This window comes from Azospirillum sp., assembly GCF_050789165.1.
Window position 1 is genome coordinate 152,836 of the sequence record NZ_JBOZRT010000105.1, and the last position, 14,976, is coordinate 167,811.

The following is a 14,976-nucleotide window of genomic DNA, read 5'->3' on the forward strand; positions in this document are numbered from 1 at the left end:
TGCAAAAAATCTCAGGCCGCCTGCGTAGAAATACGGTGGCCCGGCGTCTCCAGCAGCGGACGGTCGGCGACCTCCACCAGCCGCGCCTGGTCGAAGCCGTTGAACGCCGTGCGCAGGCAGGCGCCGTAGGCTCCGAGCTGGCCGATCTCGATCCAGTCGCCCTCGCGCGCGTCGGCCGGCAGCAGGAACGGGCCGTTCATGCGGTCGGCGCTGTCGCAGGTCGGGCCGTAGAAGGCGAACGGCACGGCCTCCGCCTCGCTGTCGCCCCCGAACATGCCCTCGAACGGGCGCAGCAGCCGCACCGGGAAGCGGAAGCCGGGCACGCCGGCGTCCGACAGGCTGCCGTAGACGCCGTCGTTGATGAACAGCTCGTCGCCGCGCCGCTTCATCACCTGCACCACCAGCGACACGCCGCCCGCCACCAGGGCGCGCCCCGGCTCGCACCAGATCCGGCAGTGCGCCGGCAGGTCGAGCGCGGCGACGCCCCGCGCGATGGCCGCCATGAAATCGTCCAGCGGCGGCGGCGTGACGTCCGGGTAGGACACCGGGAAGCCGCCGCCGACGTCCAGCACGTCCACCGTCACGCCGGACTCGGCGATGACGCGGCCGGCGAGCGCGATGGCGCGCTCGTACGCCGTCGGGTCGAGCATCTGCGAGCCGACGTGGAAGCTCACCCCCACCTTGGGCGCCACCACGCGCGCGGCGCGCAGCAGCTTCACCGCCTCCTCCGGCTGGGCGCCGAACTTGCCGGACAGGTCGTACACCGCGTTGCCCTTCGGCAGCGCGAGGCGCACGACGAGGCCGAGGTCGGCCGCCTCGTCGGTCTCCTGCATCAGCTTCTGCAACTCGTCCATCGAATCGAGGACGAAGTCGCGCACGCCGTACTGGTGGTAGGCCTGCCGGATCGCCTGCCGGCCCTTGACCGGGTGCATGTAGTGCAGTTCGGCCTCGGGGAACATCTGGCGGACCAGACGCACCTCGCCCAGCGACGCCACGTCGAAGTGGCGCACCCCGCCGTCCCACAGCGCGCGCAGCACCGCCGGCTCCGGGTTGCACTTCACGGCGTACAGAACGTCGCCGCCGGTCGCCTCGCCGAAGGCGCCCACGAAGCGGCGCGCCGTCTCGGCCAGGACGCCGGGGCGGATGCAATGCATGGGGTCCTCCGGCCGGTGCAGGGCGACGGCCTGCATCACCGACGGGCGGTGCCCGACGGCGGCGGTGGAGGTGTTGGCGGCGCGGCGCAGCGGGGTGACCGCGGAACGGGGACGGATGAAGCCCATGGCGCACTCCATTCCGGGCCCGGCGCGGGCCCGTGAGCAAAAGCGGTCCTGAGCGGCCATTGCTGTGCCGCAGACCAGGGTCGGGTTTGTCGGATGGTGACGGGTGCAGCCGGAGTCGTGCGCAGGCCCAGGCTCAACAGCTCCGGGTCTTCACGGCGTCGATGTCCGGCTGGGGCTTACCGTCTCTGGGCCCTGCCGTGGCGACTGGACAACATACTGTGCTCCCTCTCGGGACCGGCCCACTGATGACCGGCTCTGCCAAAAAGGACGCGGTACGTCGTTGCATAACCACAGTGGGCCATAGGCACGTGCGAGTGCGTCGTGCGCTACGAAATACGCCGATTGGGCCCGGATTCAAGTGATATTTTGATGGCACGCCCATACGCCGCCGCATGGCCGAAAAATGCCCGGCGGAACAGTGGGCTACAGCCCTTTTCCACAGGCGCCTACGCCACCGCCCCATGCGGCTGGACCAGCCCCATCACCAGAAAGTGCGGGCGGTCGCAGACCAGGATGTGATCCATCAGCCAGAAGCGCAGGAAGTCGCGCACCGCCACCTCCAGCGCAACCACGCCGGCCACCACCTGCTCGCACATGGCGTCGAACTGGCCAAGCATCTGGGCGTGGCTGGCGGCATGGCTGACGCAGCGGGCCGGCGAGGCGGCGCGCATCACCCGCTCCTCGGCGTCGAAGTGCGCCCGCACGTGAAGGCCGACCCGCTCCAGCAGCGCCATCGCCTCGGCGCGATCGTGCACGCCGGCGGCCAGCCGGTGCAACTCATTGACCAGCCCGGCCAACTCCCGGTGCTGCGCGTCGATGGGCGCGACACCCGTCTCGAAGCCGGGGGTCCAGGCGATCAGGTCGGCGCCCTGCGCCGGCGCCGGCGATGCCCGCAGCAGGGCGGCGTAGGCACCGTCGTGCTTGATCTCGTGCTGCGAGAGTGCGTGGTCGAGCGTGCCGGCCACCGTACACAGGAACTCACGCGACACGTCGCATTCGCGCAGGTAGTCCACCAGCCGGCCCACCTGCAGGCCCAGCGTCTGGTGCTGCTCGGCGTGCTCCTCCCAGCCGGCGAAGCCGGAGGCGCGCAGGATCAGTTCCTCATGGCCGAAATGGGCGGTCATCTCGCCGACGAAGGCATCGAAACAGGGGATCACCGCCTCGCGCGGGGAGCCGTCGACGCACTGCTCGCGGATGTCGTGGACGCGGCGCAGCAGGGCGTTGTGCGTGCCGTCGATGAACCCGTTGCCGGTCTCGTTGACCGCGTGACCACTCGGCGCCATGCACACCTCGGCGTTCGGCGCGCCACTACCATCGGAGGTAACGGCGCGAACGTTTCTCCCTACGGTTATTTCTAACCTTTGTCATAGGGAGCAGCAACATTCCACACCGTTTCCGCATAGCACAAATCGACGCACCTCGGAGTCAGGCGACCGGGGCCGGGAAACGTTCGGCAATGGCGTCGCCGGTGTACGCCGCGACCCAGCCGTCCGGCCGGGTGAAGAAGCGGATGGCGGTGAAGCCCGGCCGCGCGCCCATGTCGAACCAGTGGCGGGTGCCCGCCGGCACGCTGATCAGGTCGCCGCGCTCGCAGCACACCCGGTACACCTTGCGCCCGATGTGCAGGAAGAAGGAGCCGGCCCCGGCGACGAAGAAGCGCGCCTCGTCCTCCGTGTGGGTGTGCTCGGCCAGGAACTTGGCGCGCAGGGCGTCCAGGCCGGGGGTATCGGGCGTCACCCGCACCACGTCGAAGGATTGGAAGGCGCGGTGCAGTTTCAGCCGTTCGATCGCCTCGCCGTAGACGGCGGAGACCGCCGCCTCGTCGGCGTCGGTCGGCAGTTCGGTGGCGGTGTCCCACCGCTCGAACAGGACGCCGGCGTGGGCGAGGTGCGCCGAGACCACCGGCGGGTCGCTGGTCTGGACGTCCGCCGTGGCCGGGTCGGTGTCCCAATGGATGGCGAGGCTGGTCATGCGTCCGCTTCCCTCGTGAGCGGGCACAGGATGCTCCCTCGCGCATTCCTTTTCAACGATTCAACCGAAGCGCGATCAACGCCGCCGCGCCCAGCATCGCGCCGACCAGCGCCGTCACCCCGCCCCAGCCCATCCCTGTCCAGAACCAGCCGCCGGCGTAGCCGGTCAGCGTCGCGCCCATGTAGTAGCAGAACAGGTAGATGGCCGAGGCCTGGGCCCGCGCCGTGCGGGCGCGCTGGCCGATCCAGCCGCTGGCAATGGTGTGGACGCCGAAGAAGGCCACCGTGAACAGCGTCAGCCCCGCCACCACCGCCGGGAGCGAGGCTGGCAGCATCAACGCCACGCTGGCCACGCTCAGCAGCGCCGCCGCCAGCAGCACGCGCCCGTTGCCGTGCTTTGCCGCCCGTGCCCCGAACCACGGCGAGGCCACCGCCCCCGCCACGTAGACCAGGAACACCGCTCCGGCCACTGCCGGCCGCAGTTCGAACGGGGGCGCCGCGAAGCGGAAGCCCACGTAATTGTAGAGCGTGATGAAGGCGCCCATGATCAGGAAGCCGACGGCGAACAGCCCGCGCAGCGTCGGGTCGGCCAGATGACCGCGCCACGCCGCCGCCAGCCCGCCCAGGCCCGCCGGCCGCCGCACGAAGCGCCGGGAGGCCGGCAGCCCGGCCCACAGCCAGCCCGCCGCCGCCAGCCCCAGCACGCCGACGGCCGCCATGGCGACGCGCCAGTTCGCCACATCGGCGACCAGCGCGGTCAGCACGCGCCCGCACATCCCGCCCAGCGCCGTACCGCCGATGTACAGCCCCATCATCAGCCCGGTCGAGCGCGGCTCCACCTCCTCGCCGATGTAGGCCATGGCGACGGCGGGCAGTCCGGCGAGCGCCGCGCCCTCCAGTGCCCGCACCGCCAGCAGCGCGTGCCAGCCGGGCACCAGCGCGCCGACCACGCCGAGCGCCCCCGACGCCAGCAGCGACGCGACCATCACCGCCTTGCGCCCCAGCGAATCCGACACCGCCCCGGCCACCAGCAGCGCGACCGCCAGCATTCCCGTGGGCAGCGACAGCGCTAAGGCCGACTGCGCCGGGCTCACCCCGAATTCGGCGGCGAACTCCGGCATCAGCGGCTGCACGCACCACAGCGTCGCGAAGGTCGAGAACCCTGCCGCCGCCAGCGCCCAACGCGCCCGCCGGAACGCCGGAGTGCCGGCGATCAGAAATTCGCTCTCTTCGCTGCCCGTCACCGTGTGCTCCGACCTCGTTCGTGTGCGGCGCAGTGTGGGCAGCGGCGCCACGGCTGTCCAACGCAAGGGGCCTGCGCTCCGGTTGGTTCAGCCATGAGCGGTCGGCGACTCGCTTGCCATCTGGCTCCTACCATTGTACCAATGTACCATTCTAGATGGAGTGTAGCGTGACCGTCGAACGCGTTCAGACGGGGGTCCGGCTTGAGAAGCGGATGCTGAAGGTCCTCAAGGCCCTGGCCGAGTACAAGGACATGAGCCTCGGCGACCTGCTGGAGGGCATCGTGCTGCACGCCTTCGAGGGGCGTTGCGCGTTCGGCCCCGAAACGCAGCAGGCCATTGCCGAACTCAAGCGGATCTACGGCCTCGAACTCACCGCAGGCGACAGCCACGCGTTGCGGGACGACGGAGGACAGGCATGACCGTTTCCATGCACATCGAGCGCTGCCACGCCATCGTGGTGGAGGCTCCGGTCCACCGGGTGTTTCCCCTGCTCACGCCACTCGGCGAGCGGCGCTGGGTGGCGGAGTGGGAGCCGGAGTTCCTGCACCCGGCTTCCGGCGACACGCAGGAAGGCATGATCTTCCGCACCAACCATGGCGGCGAGACCACGCTGTGGAGTTGCGTCCGCTGGGAGCCGGAGCGGCACCGGGTCCGCTATGCCCGGGTCACGCCGGAATCGCGCTTCGGGTTCGTCGATGTGGCCTGCGACGCGATTGGTCAGGATCACACCAGGGCCACCATCGCCTATGCCTACACCGCCCTCTCCGACGAGGGTGCCGCGACGCTCGACGCGCTGACCGACGACGCCTTCCGCGTCATGATCGAGGGTTGGAAGCCCCTGCTGGAGGCATGCCTGCGCACGCCGGTCTGACCCGCGCCTCAGTCCAGCGCCAGCAGCGGGCGGAAGACTTGCTCCATGCTGGTCTCGTGACGGCCGGCCTTGGACAGATTGCCCGGCGTGACGTTGACCGCCTTGAGGATCCGGCGCGTGGCGCGCCCATCCTCCACGTCGACATCCAGCACGCTGAACGCGGCGTAGTCCTGGTCGAAGCTGCCCACCGCCGCCAGCCCGGCGCCGCAGGCCCAGGACAGCAGCAGCCGGTTCACCCCGTCGTGCGCGGCCAGCAGCAGGTGGGTCCAGCCCGGCTTCGCCAGCCAGCGCTCCAGCGCCGCGACGACGCGCGCCTGCACCTCGGCGATCGCGTCGCCCCCGGCGAAGCGCGCGCCGGGCAGGTGCGCGCCGTCAAAACCGTAGAGGTAGGCTGCGGCGCGCTCCTCCCTGGGGATCAGACGGTAGCGCCCGGCGCGGATCTCCAGGAAGCCGGGATCGTCCTCCACGCTCACCCCGCGCCCGTCCGCCACGATCTCCGCCGTCTCGCGGGTGCGCGGCAGGCCGGAGCAGACGATGCGGTCGAACGGCACGTCCTTAAGCGCCTCCGCGGTCGCGCGCACCTGCCCCCGCCCCTCGTCGGTGAGCGGCGCCGTCTTGGGATTCAGCGGCTGTCCGGCGGAGTCGTAGTACGACACGTGCCCGTGTCGCATCAGCACGACGCGCCGTCGCGCCGTGGTCCCGGCCAGCGGCGTGAAGGTGGTCATTTTTGCAGGTACTTCGGGTTGGACACGGACAGCCGCGCGCGGGTGATTTCCCACAGCACCGGGCGCAACTCCGGGCTGCCGTCGAACCGCCCCTCGGTGATCGCCGCGCACAGCCGGCGCGACAGCGTGTCGGCGTCGCCCTCTTCGCCCAGCAGGCGTCCCAGCGCCGCGGCCGCGTCGGCACCGCCTTTCAACTCGCGCTCGGCGATGGACAGCGCGTTGGCGATCATCAGGGCGGGGAAGCGCTGCTCCGCCGGCACGGCGGGCAGCACCACCTCGCGGAAGGTCTTCAGCGCGATCTCCACGAGTCCGCGGGCATCCGGCTGGTCGATGCTCATGCTCCCTCCAGGGAATCCAGGTGCAGCAGCAGGTCGTGCTCGATCTCCGGCAGCATGCGTCCGGTCAGCGCCAGTTCCAGCGACGGCTCGGTGCCGGAGGTGTGGCGGCGTCCCTGCTGGATGGCAATGGCGGCCCAGCGCAGGTAGGCCGACGCCTCCCAGTACGCCACCCGCGCCGGTTCGACCTTGCGCCCAGCCGTCTCCTCGTAGCCGGCGAAGAAATCGGCGCGGTCGGCGATGCCGCCCGCCTCGCGCTCGAACCGACCGAAGCGCCAGGAGCGGGCGCAGAACCAGCCCAGATCCTCCATCGGGTCGGACCAGCCGGCGAACTCCCAGTCCAGGACCGCCGTCAGTTCGCCGTCCTTCACCAGGTAATTGCCGGTGCGGTAATCGCGGTGGCACAGCACCACCTCGGCGGCCGGCGGCGCGTTGACCTCCAGCCAGCGCAGCCCGTAGGCGAGCACCGGGTCGCGCTCCGCCACCGCGCCGGCCCACTCCCGATACTGGCGAGCCGCGTCCAGCGCCGGGCTACGCTCCGGCTGCGGCAGGAAGTCCAGACCCGGCGTGCCCGGCCGCACGTAATGCAGCTTGCCCAACTGGCGCCCGAGTTCGCGGGCCAGCGCGCGCTGGGGCTCGTCGGTCTTGACCACGCGGAAGCCGGCGGCGACGCCCTCGGCCCGCCGCATGACGTAGAAGGCGCGGCCGAGGAGAGCGGTATCCTCGCACGCCACGATCGGCTCAGGCGCCGCCATGCCGGCCGCGAAGGCGGCGCGCAGCACGGCGAACTCCTGCGCCTTGCTGAGGCTGGCCGAGACCTCCATGGGCGGTGCGGCGCGCAGCACCACGGCGTTCCGGCCGTCCAGCCGCCCCCCCTGCACGGCCAGCGTCAACCCCAGGTTCTCCGAGATGGCACCACCGCTCAGCCGGCTGACGTCGTCGACGGCGACGCTGGTCGCGCCCAGCTGTTCCGCCAGCCACGCCTCAAGCCGCGGCTGCGTCTCCTCGTTGATCAGCCCGCCCATGCTCATCCCCAGCTCCAGAAGCCGTCACCTTCCTTCAGGTAGAAGCCGCTGAGCACCATCTTGTGCACCTCCGAGGCGCCGTCCACCAGCTTGCCTTGCCGGGCGTAGCGGTAGATCCACTCCAGAACCGTGTCCTTGGAATAGCCGCGCGCGCCGCACAGCTGGATGGCGGTGTCCGCCGCCTTGAACAGCGTGTCGGCCATCAGCACCTTGGCCATGGACAGCTCCTTCTTGGCGAAGCCGCCCTGGTCCAGCGTCCAGGCCGCCTTCATCACCATCAGCCGGCCCAGCTCGATCTGCATCGCCGCCTCGCCGAGCATCCATTGCACGCCCTCGTGCTGCGCCAGCGGGATGCCGAAGCTCTCACGCTCCTTCACGTAGGCCCCGGCGATCTCCAGGCAGCGCTTCGCCAGCCCGGTCCAGCGCATGCAGTGGGTCAGGCGCGCCGGCCCCAGGCGGATCTGCGTCACCTTCAGCCCATCACCGACGTTCATCAGCACCTGGTCGTCCGGGATCTCCAGCCCGTCGAACACCAGCTCGCAGTGCCCGCCGTGCTCCTCCGGCCCCATGATCGGGATGCGGCGCACCAGCTCCCAGCCCGGCTGGTCCTTGTCGAACAGGAAGGCGGTCAGTCCCTTGCGCTTATCGTCGGAGGTACGGGCGATCAGGATGAAGTGCTGCGCCCCCTCGGCCCCGGTGATGAACCACTTGCGCCCGTGCACCACCCAGCGATCGCCCTTGCGCTCCGCCTTCGTCAGCATCATCGAAGGGTCGGAGCCGCCGCCCGGATGCGGCTCGGTCATGGCGAAGGCGGAGCGCACCTTGCCGTCGATGATCGGCTGCAGCCAGCGCTCCTTCTGCGCCTCGGTGCCGACCTTGTTGAGCACCATCATGTTGCCGTCGTCCGGCGCCGAGGAGTTGAAGCACACCGGCCCGAAGATCGAGCGGTTCATCTCCTCGTAGCAGGCCGCCATGCCGACCACCGGCAGCCCCTGCCCGCCCCGTGCTTTCGGCATCTGCAAGGCCCACAGCCCCGCCGCCTTGGCCTTGGCGCGCAGCCCTTCCAGCGCCGGCAGCGCGATCATCTCGTGCTCATCCCAGTTGGCGCGGTCCGCCTCGACCGGGAGGATCTCATCGTTCACGAAGGCGCGCACGCGCCGGCGGTAGTCCTCGATCTCGGGCGACAGGGCGAAGTCCATGGGTGTCTCCGTCTAGAGCGAACTGACCAGATGCCCGCCGTCGGCGGCGATCACAGAGCCGGTCATGAAGGACGACGCGTCGGAGCACAGCAGCAGGAGCGGTCCGTCCAGCTCCTCCATCTGGCCGAGCCGGCGCTGCGGCACGCGCCTGACCAGCGCCTGCCCCGCTTCCGAGGCGAAGAAATCGCGGTTGAGGTCGGTCTCGATGTAGCCGGGGCACAGCGCGTTCACACGGATGCGGTGCCGCGCCAGCTCCAGCGCCATCACCTTGGTGAGCTGGATCAGCCCGGCCTTGGAGGTCACGTACGGCGCCACCTGCCCGGCCACCCGCAGCCCGAGGATCGAGGCGATGTTGACGATGCTGCCGCCGCGCCCGTGCTCGCGCATGGCGCGCGCCGCCTGCTGCGCCACCAGGAAGCAGCCCTTGAGGTTGGTGTCGAGCACGCCGTCCCACTCCGCCTCCTCGATGTCGAGGACCGGCTTGACCAGCGTGGTGCCAGCGTTGTTGACCAGGATGTCCAGCCCGCCCAGCCCCTCGGCGGCATCGGCCACCGCCTCGCGCACCGAGGCGGCGTCGGTGACGTCCATCGGCACGGCCACCGCTTCGCCGCCGTCGCGGACGATGTCCTCGCAGACGCGCTCCAGGCTCTCGACGCGGCGCGCCGCGAGCGCCACCTTGGCGCCGGAGCGCGCCAGCACCTGCGCGAAATGCCGCCCGAGGCCGCTCGACGCCCCGGTCACCAGCGCGGCGCGGCCGGTCAGGTCCACCTCAAAGCTCACGGTCTGCCTCCCTTGCTTCCCCGCCCCTGTCTTCGCGCCGTTTCCGCTGGAAAAATCGAGCGAGCGCTCGCTATTTTAAGCGGGCATGCCTGGCGGCGCAACAGGAGAGACGGTATGGGCACGCTGAAGGAATTCCAGTCCGGCCGCGACCTGTCGATGGAGGGCCTGTGCGCCCGCCTGCTGGAGCGCCACCGCGAGATCGTCCGCATCAAGAAGCCGCATGTGGCGGTCGCCAACCTCGCCCGCATCGTCGAGGCGACGCTCACCATCGCCAACCGCAAGGGCTTCCATTCCATGAGCCTGCGCGATCTGGCCGACGGCTCGGGCCTCAGCATGGGCGGGCTCTACGCCTACTTCGACGGCAAGGAAACGCTGCTGATGATGATCCTCGGCACCGTGGCGTCGGTGGTCGACGAGGTGCTGGGCACCCCGCCGCCGGACCTGACCGCGGAGCCGCGCGAGCGCCTGCGCTGGCTGCTGGAGACGCACGTCTACCTGACCGAGGCCATGCAGCCGTGGTTCACCTTCGCCTACATGGAGGCCAAGGCTTTCCCCCAGGCCGGCCGCGACGCCGCGACGCGCAGCGAACTGGCGACCGAGGCGCTGATCGCCGACACCCTGGCCGACGGCGCGGCGCGCGGCGTCTTCCAGGTGGCCGACGTGACGATGACCGCTGCGCTGGTGAAGCCGCTGTTGCAGGACTGGTACGTCAAGCGAAGCAAATACCGCCGCCGCGGCGTGACGCCCGAGCGGTACGCGCAGAGCGTGATCGCCTTCGTGGAGGCGGCCCTCACCCCTCCGGCGGATCGAAGCCCGACAGCACCTTGAAGTAGGTGGGGAACAACGCCTCGCGCACCTTCCGGCTCTCGACGATGCCCAGCGCGTAGTAGCCGACCTGATGGTAGTAGGTGACGCGCGCCCGCACCTCCGCCTCGTCGGGTCCGTATCCCAGCGCCTGGAAGATCCGCCGCAGCACGTCGGTGCGCGTGGCGTCGGCGGCGCGCACCAGGGTGGCCACCCGCTTGGAGCCGCGCGCCCAGTCGCGCATGGCGGAGTCGAGGTCCGGGTCGAACGCGTCGGCGCCCAGCCACACCGCGACGAATCGCTTCAGCCGCATCAGCGGCGCCTCCTCGCCCGCCTCGACGCGCAGGAACGGCTCGACGTTGGCGTGCCGCCACTCCTCCAGCAACGCGTCGAGCAGCTCCGCCCGGCTCTTGAAGTGCCAATAGAAGCTGCCGCGCGTCACCGCGATGCGCGCAGCCAGCCGGTCGACCTTCACCGCGGCGATGCCGCCCTCGACCAGCGCGCGGCGCGCGGCGGCGATCCAGTCGGCGCGGCTGAGGCGTTCGGCCGCCGGTCCTCCGTCCTTCTTCGCCATGCCCTGCGCCCCCTGGCCCGCTTGACGCCCGCGCGAGCGCCGCTCCATGCTGTTCTGTATGGTCATAGCAGAACCCTAATTGGAAACGGGGAGGAAAGCATGAGGCGGAGTGTGCTGTTGGGCGTGGCGCTGCTGGCGGGCGTCGCCGCCGGGCCGTTGCAGGCCGCGGAGTTGAGCGTCGCCGTGGTCGGCCCGATGACCGGCCAGCTCGCCGCCATCGGCGAGCAGATGAAGCGCGGCGTCCAGGCCGCCATCGACGAGATCAACGCCAAGGGCGGCGTCCAGGGCAACACGCTGAAGATCGAGGTCGGCGACGACCAGTGCGATCCCAAGCAGGCGGTCGCCGTCGCCAACCAGCTGGTCAGCAAGGGCGTGAAGTTCGTGGTCGGCCACGCCTGCTCCGGCTCGTCCATCCCCGCCTCGCAGGTCTACGGCGAGAACGAGGTGTTCATGATCAGCCCGGCCTCGTCGGCGCCGAACTTCACCGACGCCGCGGCCAAGGCCGGCTGGAACACCATCCTGCGCACCTATGGCCGTGACGACGCCCAGGGCACCTTCGTCGGCAAGTGGCTGGCCGACACGAAGAAGGGCAAGCGCGTCGCCATCCTTCATGACAAGTCGGCGTACGGCAAAGGCCTCGCCGACGAGGTGAAGAAGGCGATGAACGCCGGCGGCCTCCAGGAGGTCACCTACGAGGCGATCACCGCCGGCGAGAAGGACTTCTCCGCGCTGGTCACCAAGCTGAAGCAGACCGGCGTCGACATCATCTATCTCGGCGGCTACCACGGCGAGGCCGGGCTGCTGATCCGCCAGGCGCGCGACCAGGGCCTGAACGCCACGCTGATGACCGGCGATTCGCTGGCCAGCCCGGAGTTCTGGAAGATCGCCGGCCCGGCGGGCGAAGGCACGCTGATGAGCTTCCCCAAGGAGCCGCGCAACATTCCCGCCGCCAAGGCGACGGTGGACAAGATGAAGGCGCAGGGCTTCGACCCCGAGGGCTTCACCCTGTTCAGCACCGCCGCCGTGCAGGTGATCGCCAGCGGCATCGAGCGCGCCAAGGCCGCCAAGCCCGAGGCGGTCGCCAAGGCGCTCAAGGAGGGGGCCCCGAGCGATACGGTGCTGGGGCCGCTCAGCTTCGACGCCAAGGGCGACGTGAAGAACCCCGCGTACTCGATCTATGTCTGGCACGACGGGAACTACAAGGAGATGTAGTATCCTTTGGTCCCCTCCCCCTGCTCCGCGGGGGGAGGGTCGGGGGGGGCCAGTACACAGAACAATGAGGGAGGACCGATGCCGCTCGACCCACAGGACACGCTGTCCCGCCTGATCGCCGGACGCACCGACGAGCTGGTCGAGCTGACCCGCGACCTCATCCGCATCCCCACCGTCAACCCGCCGGGCGACGTCTACACCGACTGCGCCGAGTTCATCGGCCGCCGCCTCGCCGCGCGCGGCTTCCAGGTCGAGTACGTCCGCGCCGAAGGCGTGACCGGCGACAGCGACCGCTACCCGCGCACCAACGTCGTCGCCCGCATCGAGGGTGGCAGCCCCGGCCCGTGCGTGCACTTCAACGGCCACATCGACGTGGTGCCGGCCGGGCGCGGCTGGACGGTGGACCCGTTCGGCGGCGTGGTGAAGGACGGAAAGGTCTACGGCCGGGGGGCGTGCGACATGAAGGGCGGCATCGCCGCCTCCATCGTGGCGGTCGAGGCGATCCTGGATTCCGGCCTGCCCTTCCCCGGCGCGCTGGAAATCTCCGGCACGGTGGACGAGGAGTCCGGCGGCTACGGCGGCGTCGGCTACCTGGCGAAGAAGGGCTGGTTCTCCAAGCCCCGCGTCGACCACGTCATCATCCCCGAGCCGCTGAACGTCGACCGCGTCTGCATCGGCCACCGCGGCGTCTGGTGGGCGGAGATCGAGACCAAGGGCCGCGTCGCGCACGGCTCCATGCCGTTCCTCGGCAACTGCGCGATCCGCCACATGGGCGAGGTGCTGCACCGCATCGAGCACGAGCTGATCCCCCGCCTCGCGGCCAAGCGGACCTCCATGCCGGTGGTGCCGGAGGGGGCCCGCCAGTCCACCATCAACATCAACGCCATCCACGGCGGGCAGGTGGAGAATCGCGACGGCTTGCCGAGCCCGATGGTGCCGGACTCCTGCCGGATGGTGATCGACCGCCGCTACCTGATCGAGGAGGACCCCGAGGAGGTGAAGGGCGAGATCGTCGCCATCCTCGACGACCTGCGCCGCACGCGCCCCGGCTTCGACTACGACTTGCGCGAGGTGCTGGCCTTCCTGCCGACCATGACCGACGCGGACTCGCCCGTCGTCCGCGCCGTCGAGGCCGCCATCGCGGCCGTGCTCGGCCGCAAGGCGGAGCACGTGGTGTCGCCCGGCACCTACGACCAGAAGCACATCGTCCGCGTGGGGCACCTCAAGGACTGCATCGCCTACGGCCCCGGCATCCTCGACCTCGCCCACCAGCCGGACGAGTACGTGGGCATCGACGACATGGTGCATTCGGCGCAGGTGATGGCGATGGCGGCGCTCGACCTGCTGCGCCGCTGACGCGGGAACCGCCGCGCCGGGCTCCTGTTGTCCTGGGTCCGAACCCGCAGGAGGTGGACCCATGACCAAGCACATGCCCCCCGTGCCGCCCGCCGGCCGCAGCGACAAGGGCCCCGGCAGCGCGCCCGAGGTCGAGGCCGACACCGGCGGCCCGAACCGCGGCGTGCCGGAGAACGCCGACCAGCAGGGCCGCACCGGCAACAGCAAGATCAACACCACCCATCAAGGCTACCAGCAGGACCGCTGACCATGACCAAGTCCGATCACGGTCGGCCCGCCACGCAGACCGACAACCGGGTGGACGAGAAGCAGACCACCACGGACCGCGCCGGCCCCAAACCCGGCGAACCGACCAACCCCGACCGCAGCCGCACATCCGGCGGCGGGGGTGAGCGCGACGTGCGCCACTCGCACGACCCCGACCGCAAGGCGTAGGCCGCGGCCCTCACCATCACACAGCAATGTCTCGCCGGGCCGCGTCTTCGCGGCCCGCTTGCGTTTCGGCCCCTCCCCTTTCTCGGCGCTCCATCGGGAACCAAAGTCCGGTCAAGAGCCTTATCGGATAGTGGTGGCGCTTTTTCGGAGAGCGCACCGCACCCCTTTCGAAGAGGAGGAGGTTCGCCATGCGCCCGCGCACGCACGTCCGCCCGATCCGCCCGGTGGCCACCGTGGTGCGGGACCCCGGTCCCCCCGCCAACGTGCCGTCCCGCCGCGGGCCGGTGCTGGTGCGTGGGCTGGGCGAGGTCGGTTCGGCTGTCGCTTACTGGCTGTTCACCTCCGGCTGCGCGGTGGCGCTGCACGACGAGGCACCGGAGCGCGTGCTGCGCCGCGGCCACAGCTTCGCCGACGCGGCCACCGAGGGCTTCGCGCGTCTGGAAGGCATCGGCGCGCACCGCCTGCGCGACCCGGCTGGAACGGAGGAAAGCCTGTTCCGCGCCCCGACCATCCCGGTGCTCTGCATGGACGCCGGCGCGGCGTGGGCCGCCGCGCCCTGGCGCGCCATCGTCGATGCCCGCCCGTACGACCCCGGCCTGCCGGAAGACAGCGTCGTGCTGACGTCCCCCATGGGCGGGCTGTTCCGCACGCTGCTGTCCATCGGGACGCGGGTGCCGCGCGGCAAGTTCGTGGGCATGGTCGGCAACGCGCTGCTGTGGGCGCCGCAGGATGGAGTGCTGACCGGCTTGATGCGGGACGGCACGCGGGTGGAGCGCGGCATGCCCCTGATCGAGATCGGCCCGCCCGGCGCCCACCCCTTCGGCATCGCGCCGACGCCCCGCCGCATCGCCGAGGACGTGCTGGGAGGACTCCCGTCGGTGGCAGGAACCTGACCGCCAAGGCACCGTTGAGGCGGGAAACCCATCCTGCCATGGGAAGGCCTGGACATGGTGCGTCTCGCCGGATTGCTCGGCATTCCCTCCCTTAACCGTCATGGCCGGGCTTGACCCCATGGGCGCTCAGTTTAGCGGTTGGCGGCCGGTTTCGGCGACCAATCACTGTCCCAAACCGTCATCCCCGCGAAGGCGGGGATCCAGGATGAGCCCCGACAGGGGCGACATGAGTCATGAGGCTCGCGGACGCGAGCACTGGATCCCCGCCTTCGC

At 70.5% G+C, this 14,976-nt stretch carries 18 protein-coding genes; 8 read left to right on the forward strand and 10 right to left on the reverse strand.

Annotated elements, in window-relative coordinates:
• Window positions 1-11: 11 nt before the first annotated feature.
• From ACRWK7_RS24345 to ACRWK7_RS24360, 4 genes are all read right to left on the reverse strand, one after another.
• Window positions 12-1,280 carry a type III PLP-dependent enzyme gene (locus ACRWK7_RS24345; RefSeq protein WP_431858904.1) on the reverse strand — a complete coding sequence of 423 codons (1,269 nt, stop codon included), beginning with the start codon at window positions 1,278-1,280 and terminating at the stop codon, window positions 12-14.
• 446 nt (window positions 1,281-1,726) lie between these two features.
• The gene (locus ACRWK7_RS24350; RefSeq protein ID WP_431858905.1) at window positions 1,727-2,563 is read right to left on the reverse strand and encodes a bacteriohemerythrin; all 837 of its coding nucleotides are present in this window, start codon (window positions 2,561-2,563) and stop codon (window positions 1,727-1,729) included.
• A gap of 142 nt (window positions 2,564-2,705) precedes the next feature.
• Window positions 2,706-3,251 (reverse strand): 1,2-dihydroxy-3-keto-5-methylthiopentene dioxygenase, encoded by a 546-nt coding sequence (locus ACRWK7_RS24355; protein WP_431858906.1) that lies wholly within the window; start codon window positions 3,249-3,251, stop codon window positions 2,706-2,708.
• A gap of 52 nt (window positions 3,252-3,303) precedes the next feature.
• On the reverse strand, window positions 3,304-4,494 hold the full coding sequence (locus tag ACRWK7_RS24360) for an MFS transporter (RefSeq protein ID WP_431858907.1): 1,191 nt from the start codon (window positions 4,492-4,494) through the stop codon (window positions 3,304-3,306).
• A gap of 167 nt (window positions 4,495-4,661) precedes the next feature.
• Here ACRWK7_RS24360 and ACRWK7_RS24365 point away from each other — a divergent pair, with 167 nt between their 5' ends.
• Both ACRWK7_RS24365 and ACRWK7_RS24370 read left to right on the forward strand, forming a co-directional pair.
• Window positions 4,662-4,913 carry a hypothetical protein gene (locus ACRWK7_RS24365; RefSeq protein ID WP_431858908.1) on the forward strand — a complete coding sequence of 84 codons (252 nt, stop codon included), beginning with the start codon at window positions 4,662-4,664 and terminating at the stop codon, window positions 4,911-4,913.
• Window positions 4,910-5,365 carry a hypothetical protein gene (locus tag ACRWK7_RS24370; RefSeq protein ID WP_431858909.1) on the forward strand — a complete coding sequence of 152 codons (456 nt, stop codon included), beginning with the start codon at window positions 4,910-4,912 and terminating at the stop codon, window positions 5,363-5,365. Before ACRWK7_RS24365 ends, ACRWK7_RS24370 begins: the two co-directional genes overlap by 4 nt.
• Window positions 5,366-5,373: 8 nt before the next feature.
• On the opposite strand, the gene ACRWK7_RS24375 is transcribed toward ACRWK7_RS24370, so the two are convergent.
• The 5 genes from ACRWK7_RS24375 to ACRWK7_RS24395 are packed head-to-tail and all read right to left on the reverse strand — an operon-like array spanning window position 5,374 to window position 9,429.
• Window positions 5,374-6,090, reverse strand: a complete 717-nt coding sequence (locus ACRWK7_RS24375) for a histidine phosphatase family protein (protein ID WP_431858910.1) — start codon at window positions 6,088-6,090, stop codon at window positions 5,374-5,376.
• Window positions 6,087-6,428, reverse strand: coding sequence for a DUF6285 domain-containing protein (locus ACRWK7_RS24380; protein ID WP_431858911.1), 342 nt, complete (start codon window positions 6,426-6,428; stop codon window positions 6,087-6,089). The genes ACRWK7_RS24375 and ACRWK7_RS24380 overlap by 4 nt, the downstream gene beginning before the upstream one ends.
• Window positions 6,425-7,456 (reverse strand): phosphotransferase family protein, encoded by a 1,032-nt coding sequence (locus ACRWK7_RS24385; RefSeq protein ID WP_431858912.1) that lies wholly within the window; start codon window positions 7,454-7,456, stop codon window positions 6,425-6,427. The genes ACRWK7_RS24380 and ACRWK7_RS24385 overlap by 4 nt, the downstream gene beginning before the upstream one ends.
• On the reverse strand, window positions 7,453-8,649 hold the full coding sequence (locus ACRWK7_RS24390) for an acyl-CoA dehydrogenase family protein (protein WP_431858913.1): 1,197 nt from the start codon (window positions 8,647-8,649) through the stop codon (window positions 7,453-7,455). Before ACRWK7_RS24390 ends, ACRWK7_RS24385 begins: the two co-directional genes overlap by 4 nt.
• Window positions 8,650-8,661: 12 nt before the next feature.
• Window positions 8,662-9,429 carry an SDR family NAD(P)-dependent oxidoreductase gene (locus ACRWK7_RS24395; protein WP_431858914.1) on the reverse strand — a complete coding sequence of 256 codons (768 nt, stop codon included), beginning with the start codon at window positions 9,427-9,429 and terminating at the stop codon, window positions 8,662-8,664.
• Window positions 9,430-9,543: 114 nt separating this feature from the next.
• On the opposite strand from ACRWK7_RS24395, the gene ACRWK7_RS24400 reads away from it, so the two are divergent.
• Window positions 9,544-10,257 (forward strand): TetR/AcrR family transcriptional regulator, encoded by a 714-nt coding sequence (locus ACRWK7_RS24400; RefSeq protein ID WP_431858915.1) that lies wholly within the window; start codon window positions 9,544-9,546, stop codon window positions 10,255-10,257.
• Here ACRWK7_RS24400 and ACRWK7_RS24405 read toward each other — a convergent pair.
• Window positions 10,220-10,873, reverse strand: coding sequence for a TetR/AcrR family transcriptional regulator (locus ACRWK7_RS24405; protein WP_431858916.1), 654 nt, complete (start codon window positions 10,871-10,873; stop codon window positions 10,220-10,222). The two genes, ACRWK7_RS24400 and ACRWK7_RS24405, sit on opposite strands and share 38 nt — an antisense overlap.
• Window positions 10,874-10,906: 33 nt before the next feature.
• On the opposite strand from ACRWK7_RS24405, the gene ACRWK7_RS24410 reads away from it, so the two are divergent.
• The 5 genes from ACRWK7_RS24410 to ACRWK7_RS24430 all read left to right on the forward strand — a co-directional run bounded on the left by ACRWK7_RS24410 (window position 10,907) and on the right by ACRWK7_RS24430 (window position 14,703).
• Complete coding sequence (locus ACRWK7_RS24410) at window positions 10,907-12,019, forward strand: branched-chain amino acid ABC transporter substrate-binding protein (RefSeq protein WP_431858917.1); 1,113 nt, start codon at window positions 10,907-10,909, stop codon at window positions 12,017-12,019.
• Window positions 12,020-12,097: 78 nt separating this feature from the next.
• On the forward strand, window positions 12,098-13,375 hold the full coding sequence (locus ACRWK7_RS24415) for an acetylornithine deacetylase/succinyl-diaminopimelate desuccinylase family protein (protein ID WP_431858918.1): 1,278 nt from the start codon (window positions 12,098-12,100) through the stop codon (window positions 13,373-13,375).
• Between the two features lie 61 nt (window positions 13,376-13,436).
• Window positions 13,437-13,622, forward strand: coding sequence for a hypothetical protein (locus ACRWK7_RS24420; protein ID WP_431858919.1), 186 nt, complete (start codon window positions 13,437-13,439; stop codon window positions 13,620-13,622).
• Between the two features lie 2 nt (window positions 13,623-13,624).
• A complete protein-coding gene (locus ACRWK7_RS24425; protein WP_431858920.1) occupies window positions 13,625-13,810 on the forward strand; it encodes a hypothetical protein in 186 nt (61 codons plus the stop codon).
• Window positions 13,811-13,998: 188 nt separating this feature from the next.
• The gene (locus ACRWK7_RS24430; protein WP_431858921.1) at window positions 13,999-14,703 is read left to right on the forward strand and encodes a hypothetical protein; all 705 of its coding nucleotides are present in this window, start codon (window positions 13,999-14,001) and stop codon (window positions 14,701-14,703) included.
• Window positions 14,704-14,976 lie beyond the last annotated feature (273 nt).

Bases quoted from the DNA above. Each gene is read 5' to 3' on its own strand.
- ACRWK7_RS24410 (WP_431858917.1), top strand. From the start codon at position 10,907: ATGAGGCGGAGTGTGCTGTTGGGCGTGGCGCTGCTGGCGGGCGTCGCC.
- ACRWK7_RS24415 (WP_431858918.1), top strand. From the start codon at position 12,098: ATGCCGCTCGACCCACAGGACACGCTGTCCCGCCTGATCGCCGGACGC.
- ACRWK7_RS24345 (WP_431858904.1), bottom strand. From the start codon at position 1,280: ATGGGCTTCATCCGTCCCCGTTCCGCGGTCACCCCGCTGCGCCGCGCC.
- ACRWK7_RS24350 (WP_431858905.1), bottom strand. From the start codon at position 2,563: ATGGCGCCGAGTGGTCACGCGGTCAACGAGACCGGCAACGGGTTCATC.
- ACRWK7_RS24430 (WP_431858921.1), top strand. From the start codon at position 13,999: ATGCGCCCGCGCACGCACGTCCGCCCGATCCGCCCGGTGGCCACCGTG.
- ACRWK7_RS24355 (WP_431858906.1), bottom strand. From the start codon at position 3,251: ATGACCAGCCTCGCCATCCATTGGGACACCGACCCGGCCACGGCGGAC.
- ACRWK7_RS24380 (WP_431858911.1), bottom strand. From the start codon at position 6,428: ATGAGCATCGACCAGCCGGATGCCCGCGGACTCGTGGAGATCGCGCTG.
- ACRWK7_RS24420 (WP_431858919.1), top strand. From the start codon at position 13,437: ATGACCAAGCACATGCCCCCCGTGCCGCCCGCCGGCCGCAGCGACAAG.
- ACRWK7_RS24405 (WP_431858916.1), bottom strand. From the start codon at position 10,873: ATGACCATACAGAACAGCATGGAGCGGCGCTCGCGCGGGCGTCAAGCG.
- ACRWK7_RS24390 (WP_431858913.1), bottom strand. From the start codon at position 8,649: ATGGACTTCGCCCTGTCGCCCGAGATCGAGGACTACCGCCGGCGCGTG.
- ACRWK7_RS24370 (WP_431858909.1), top strand. From the start codon at position 4,910: ATGACCGTTTCCATGCACATCGAGCGCTGCCACGCCATCGTGGTGGAG.
- ACRWK7_RS24375 (WP_431858910.1), bottom strand. From the start codon at position 6,090: ATGACCACCTTCACGCCGCTGGCCGGGACCACGGCGCGACGGCGCGTC.
- ACRWK7_RS24385 (WP_431858912.1), bottom strand. From the start codon at position 7,456: ATGAGCATGGGCGGGCTGATCAACGAGGAGACGCAGCCGCGGCTTGAG.
- ACRWK7_RS24400 (WP_431858915.1), top strand. From the start codon at position 9,544: ATGGGCACGCTGAAGGAATTCCAGTCCGGCCGCGACCTGTCGATGGAG.
- ACRWK7_RS24425 (WP_431858920.1), top strand. From the start codon at position 13,625: ATGACCAAGTCCGATCACGGTCGGCCCGCCACGCAGACCGACAACCGG.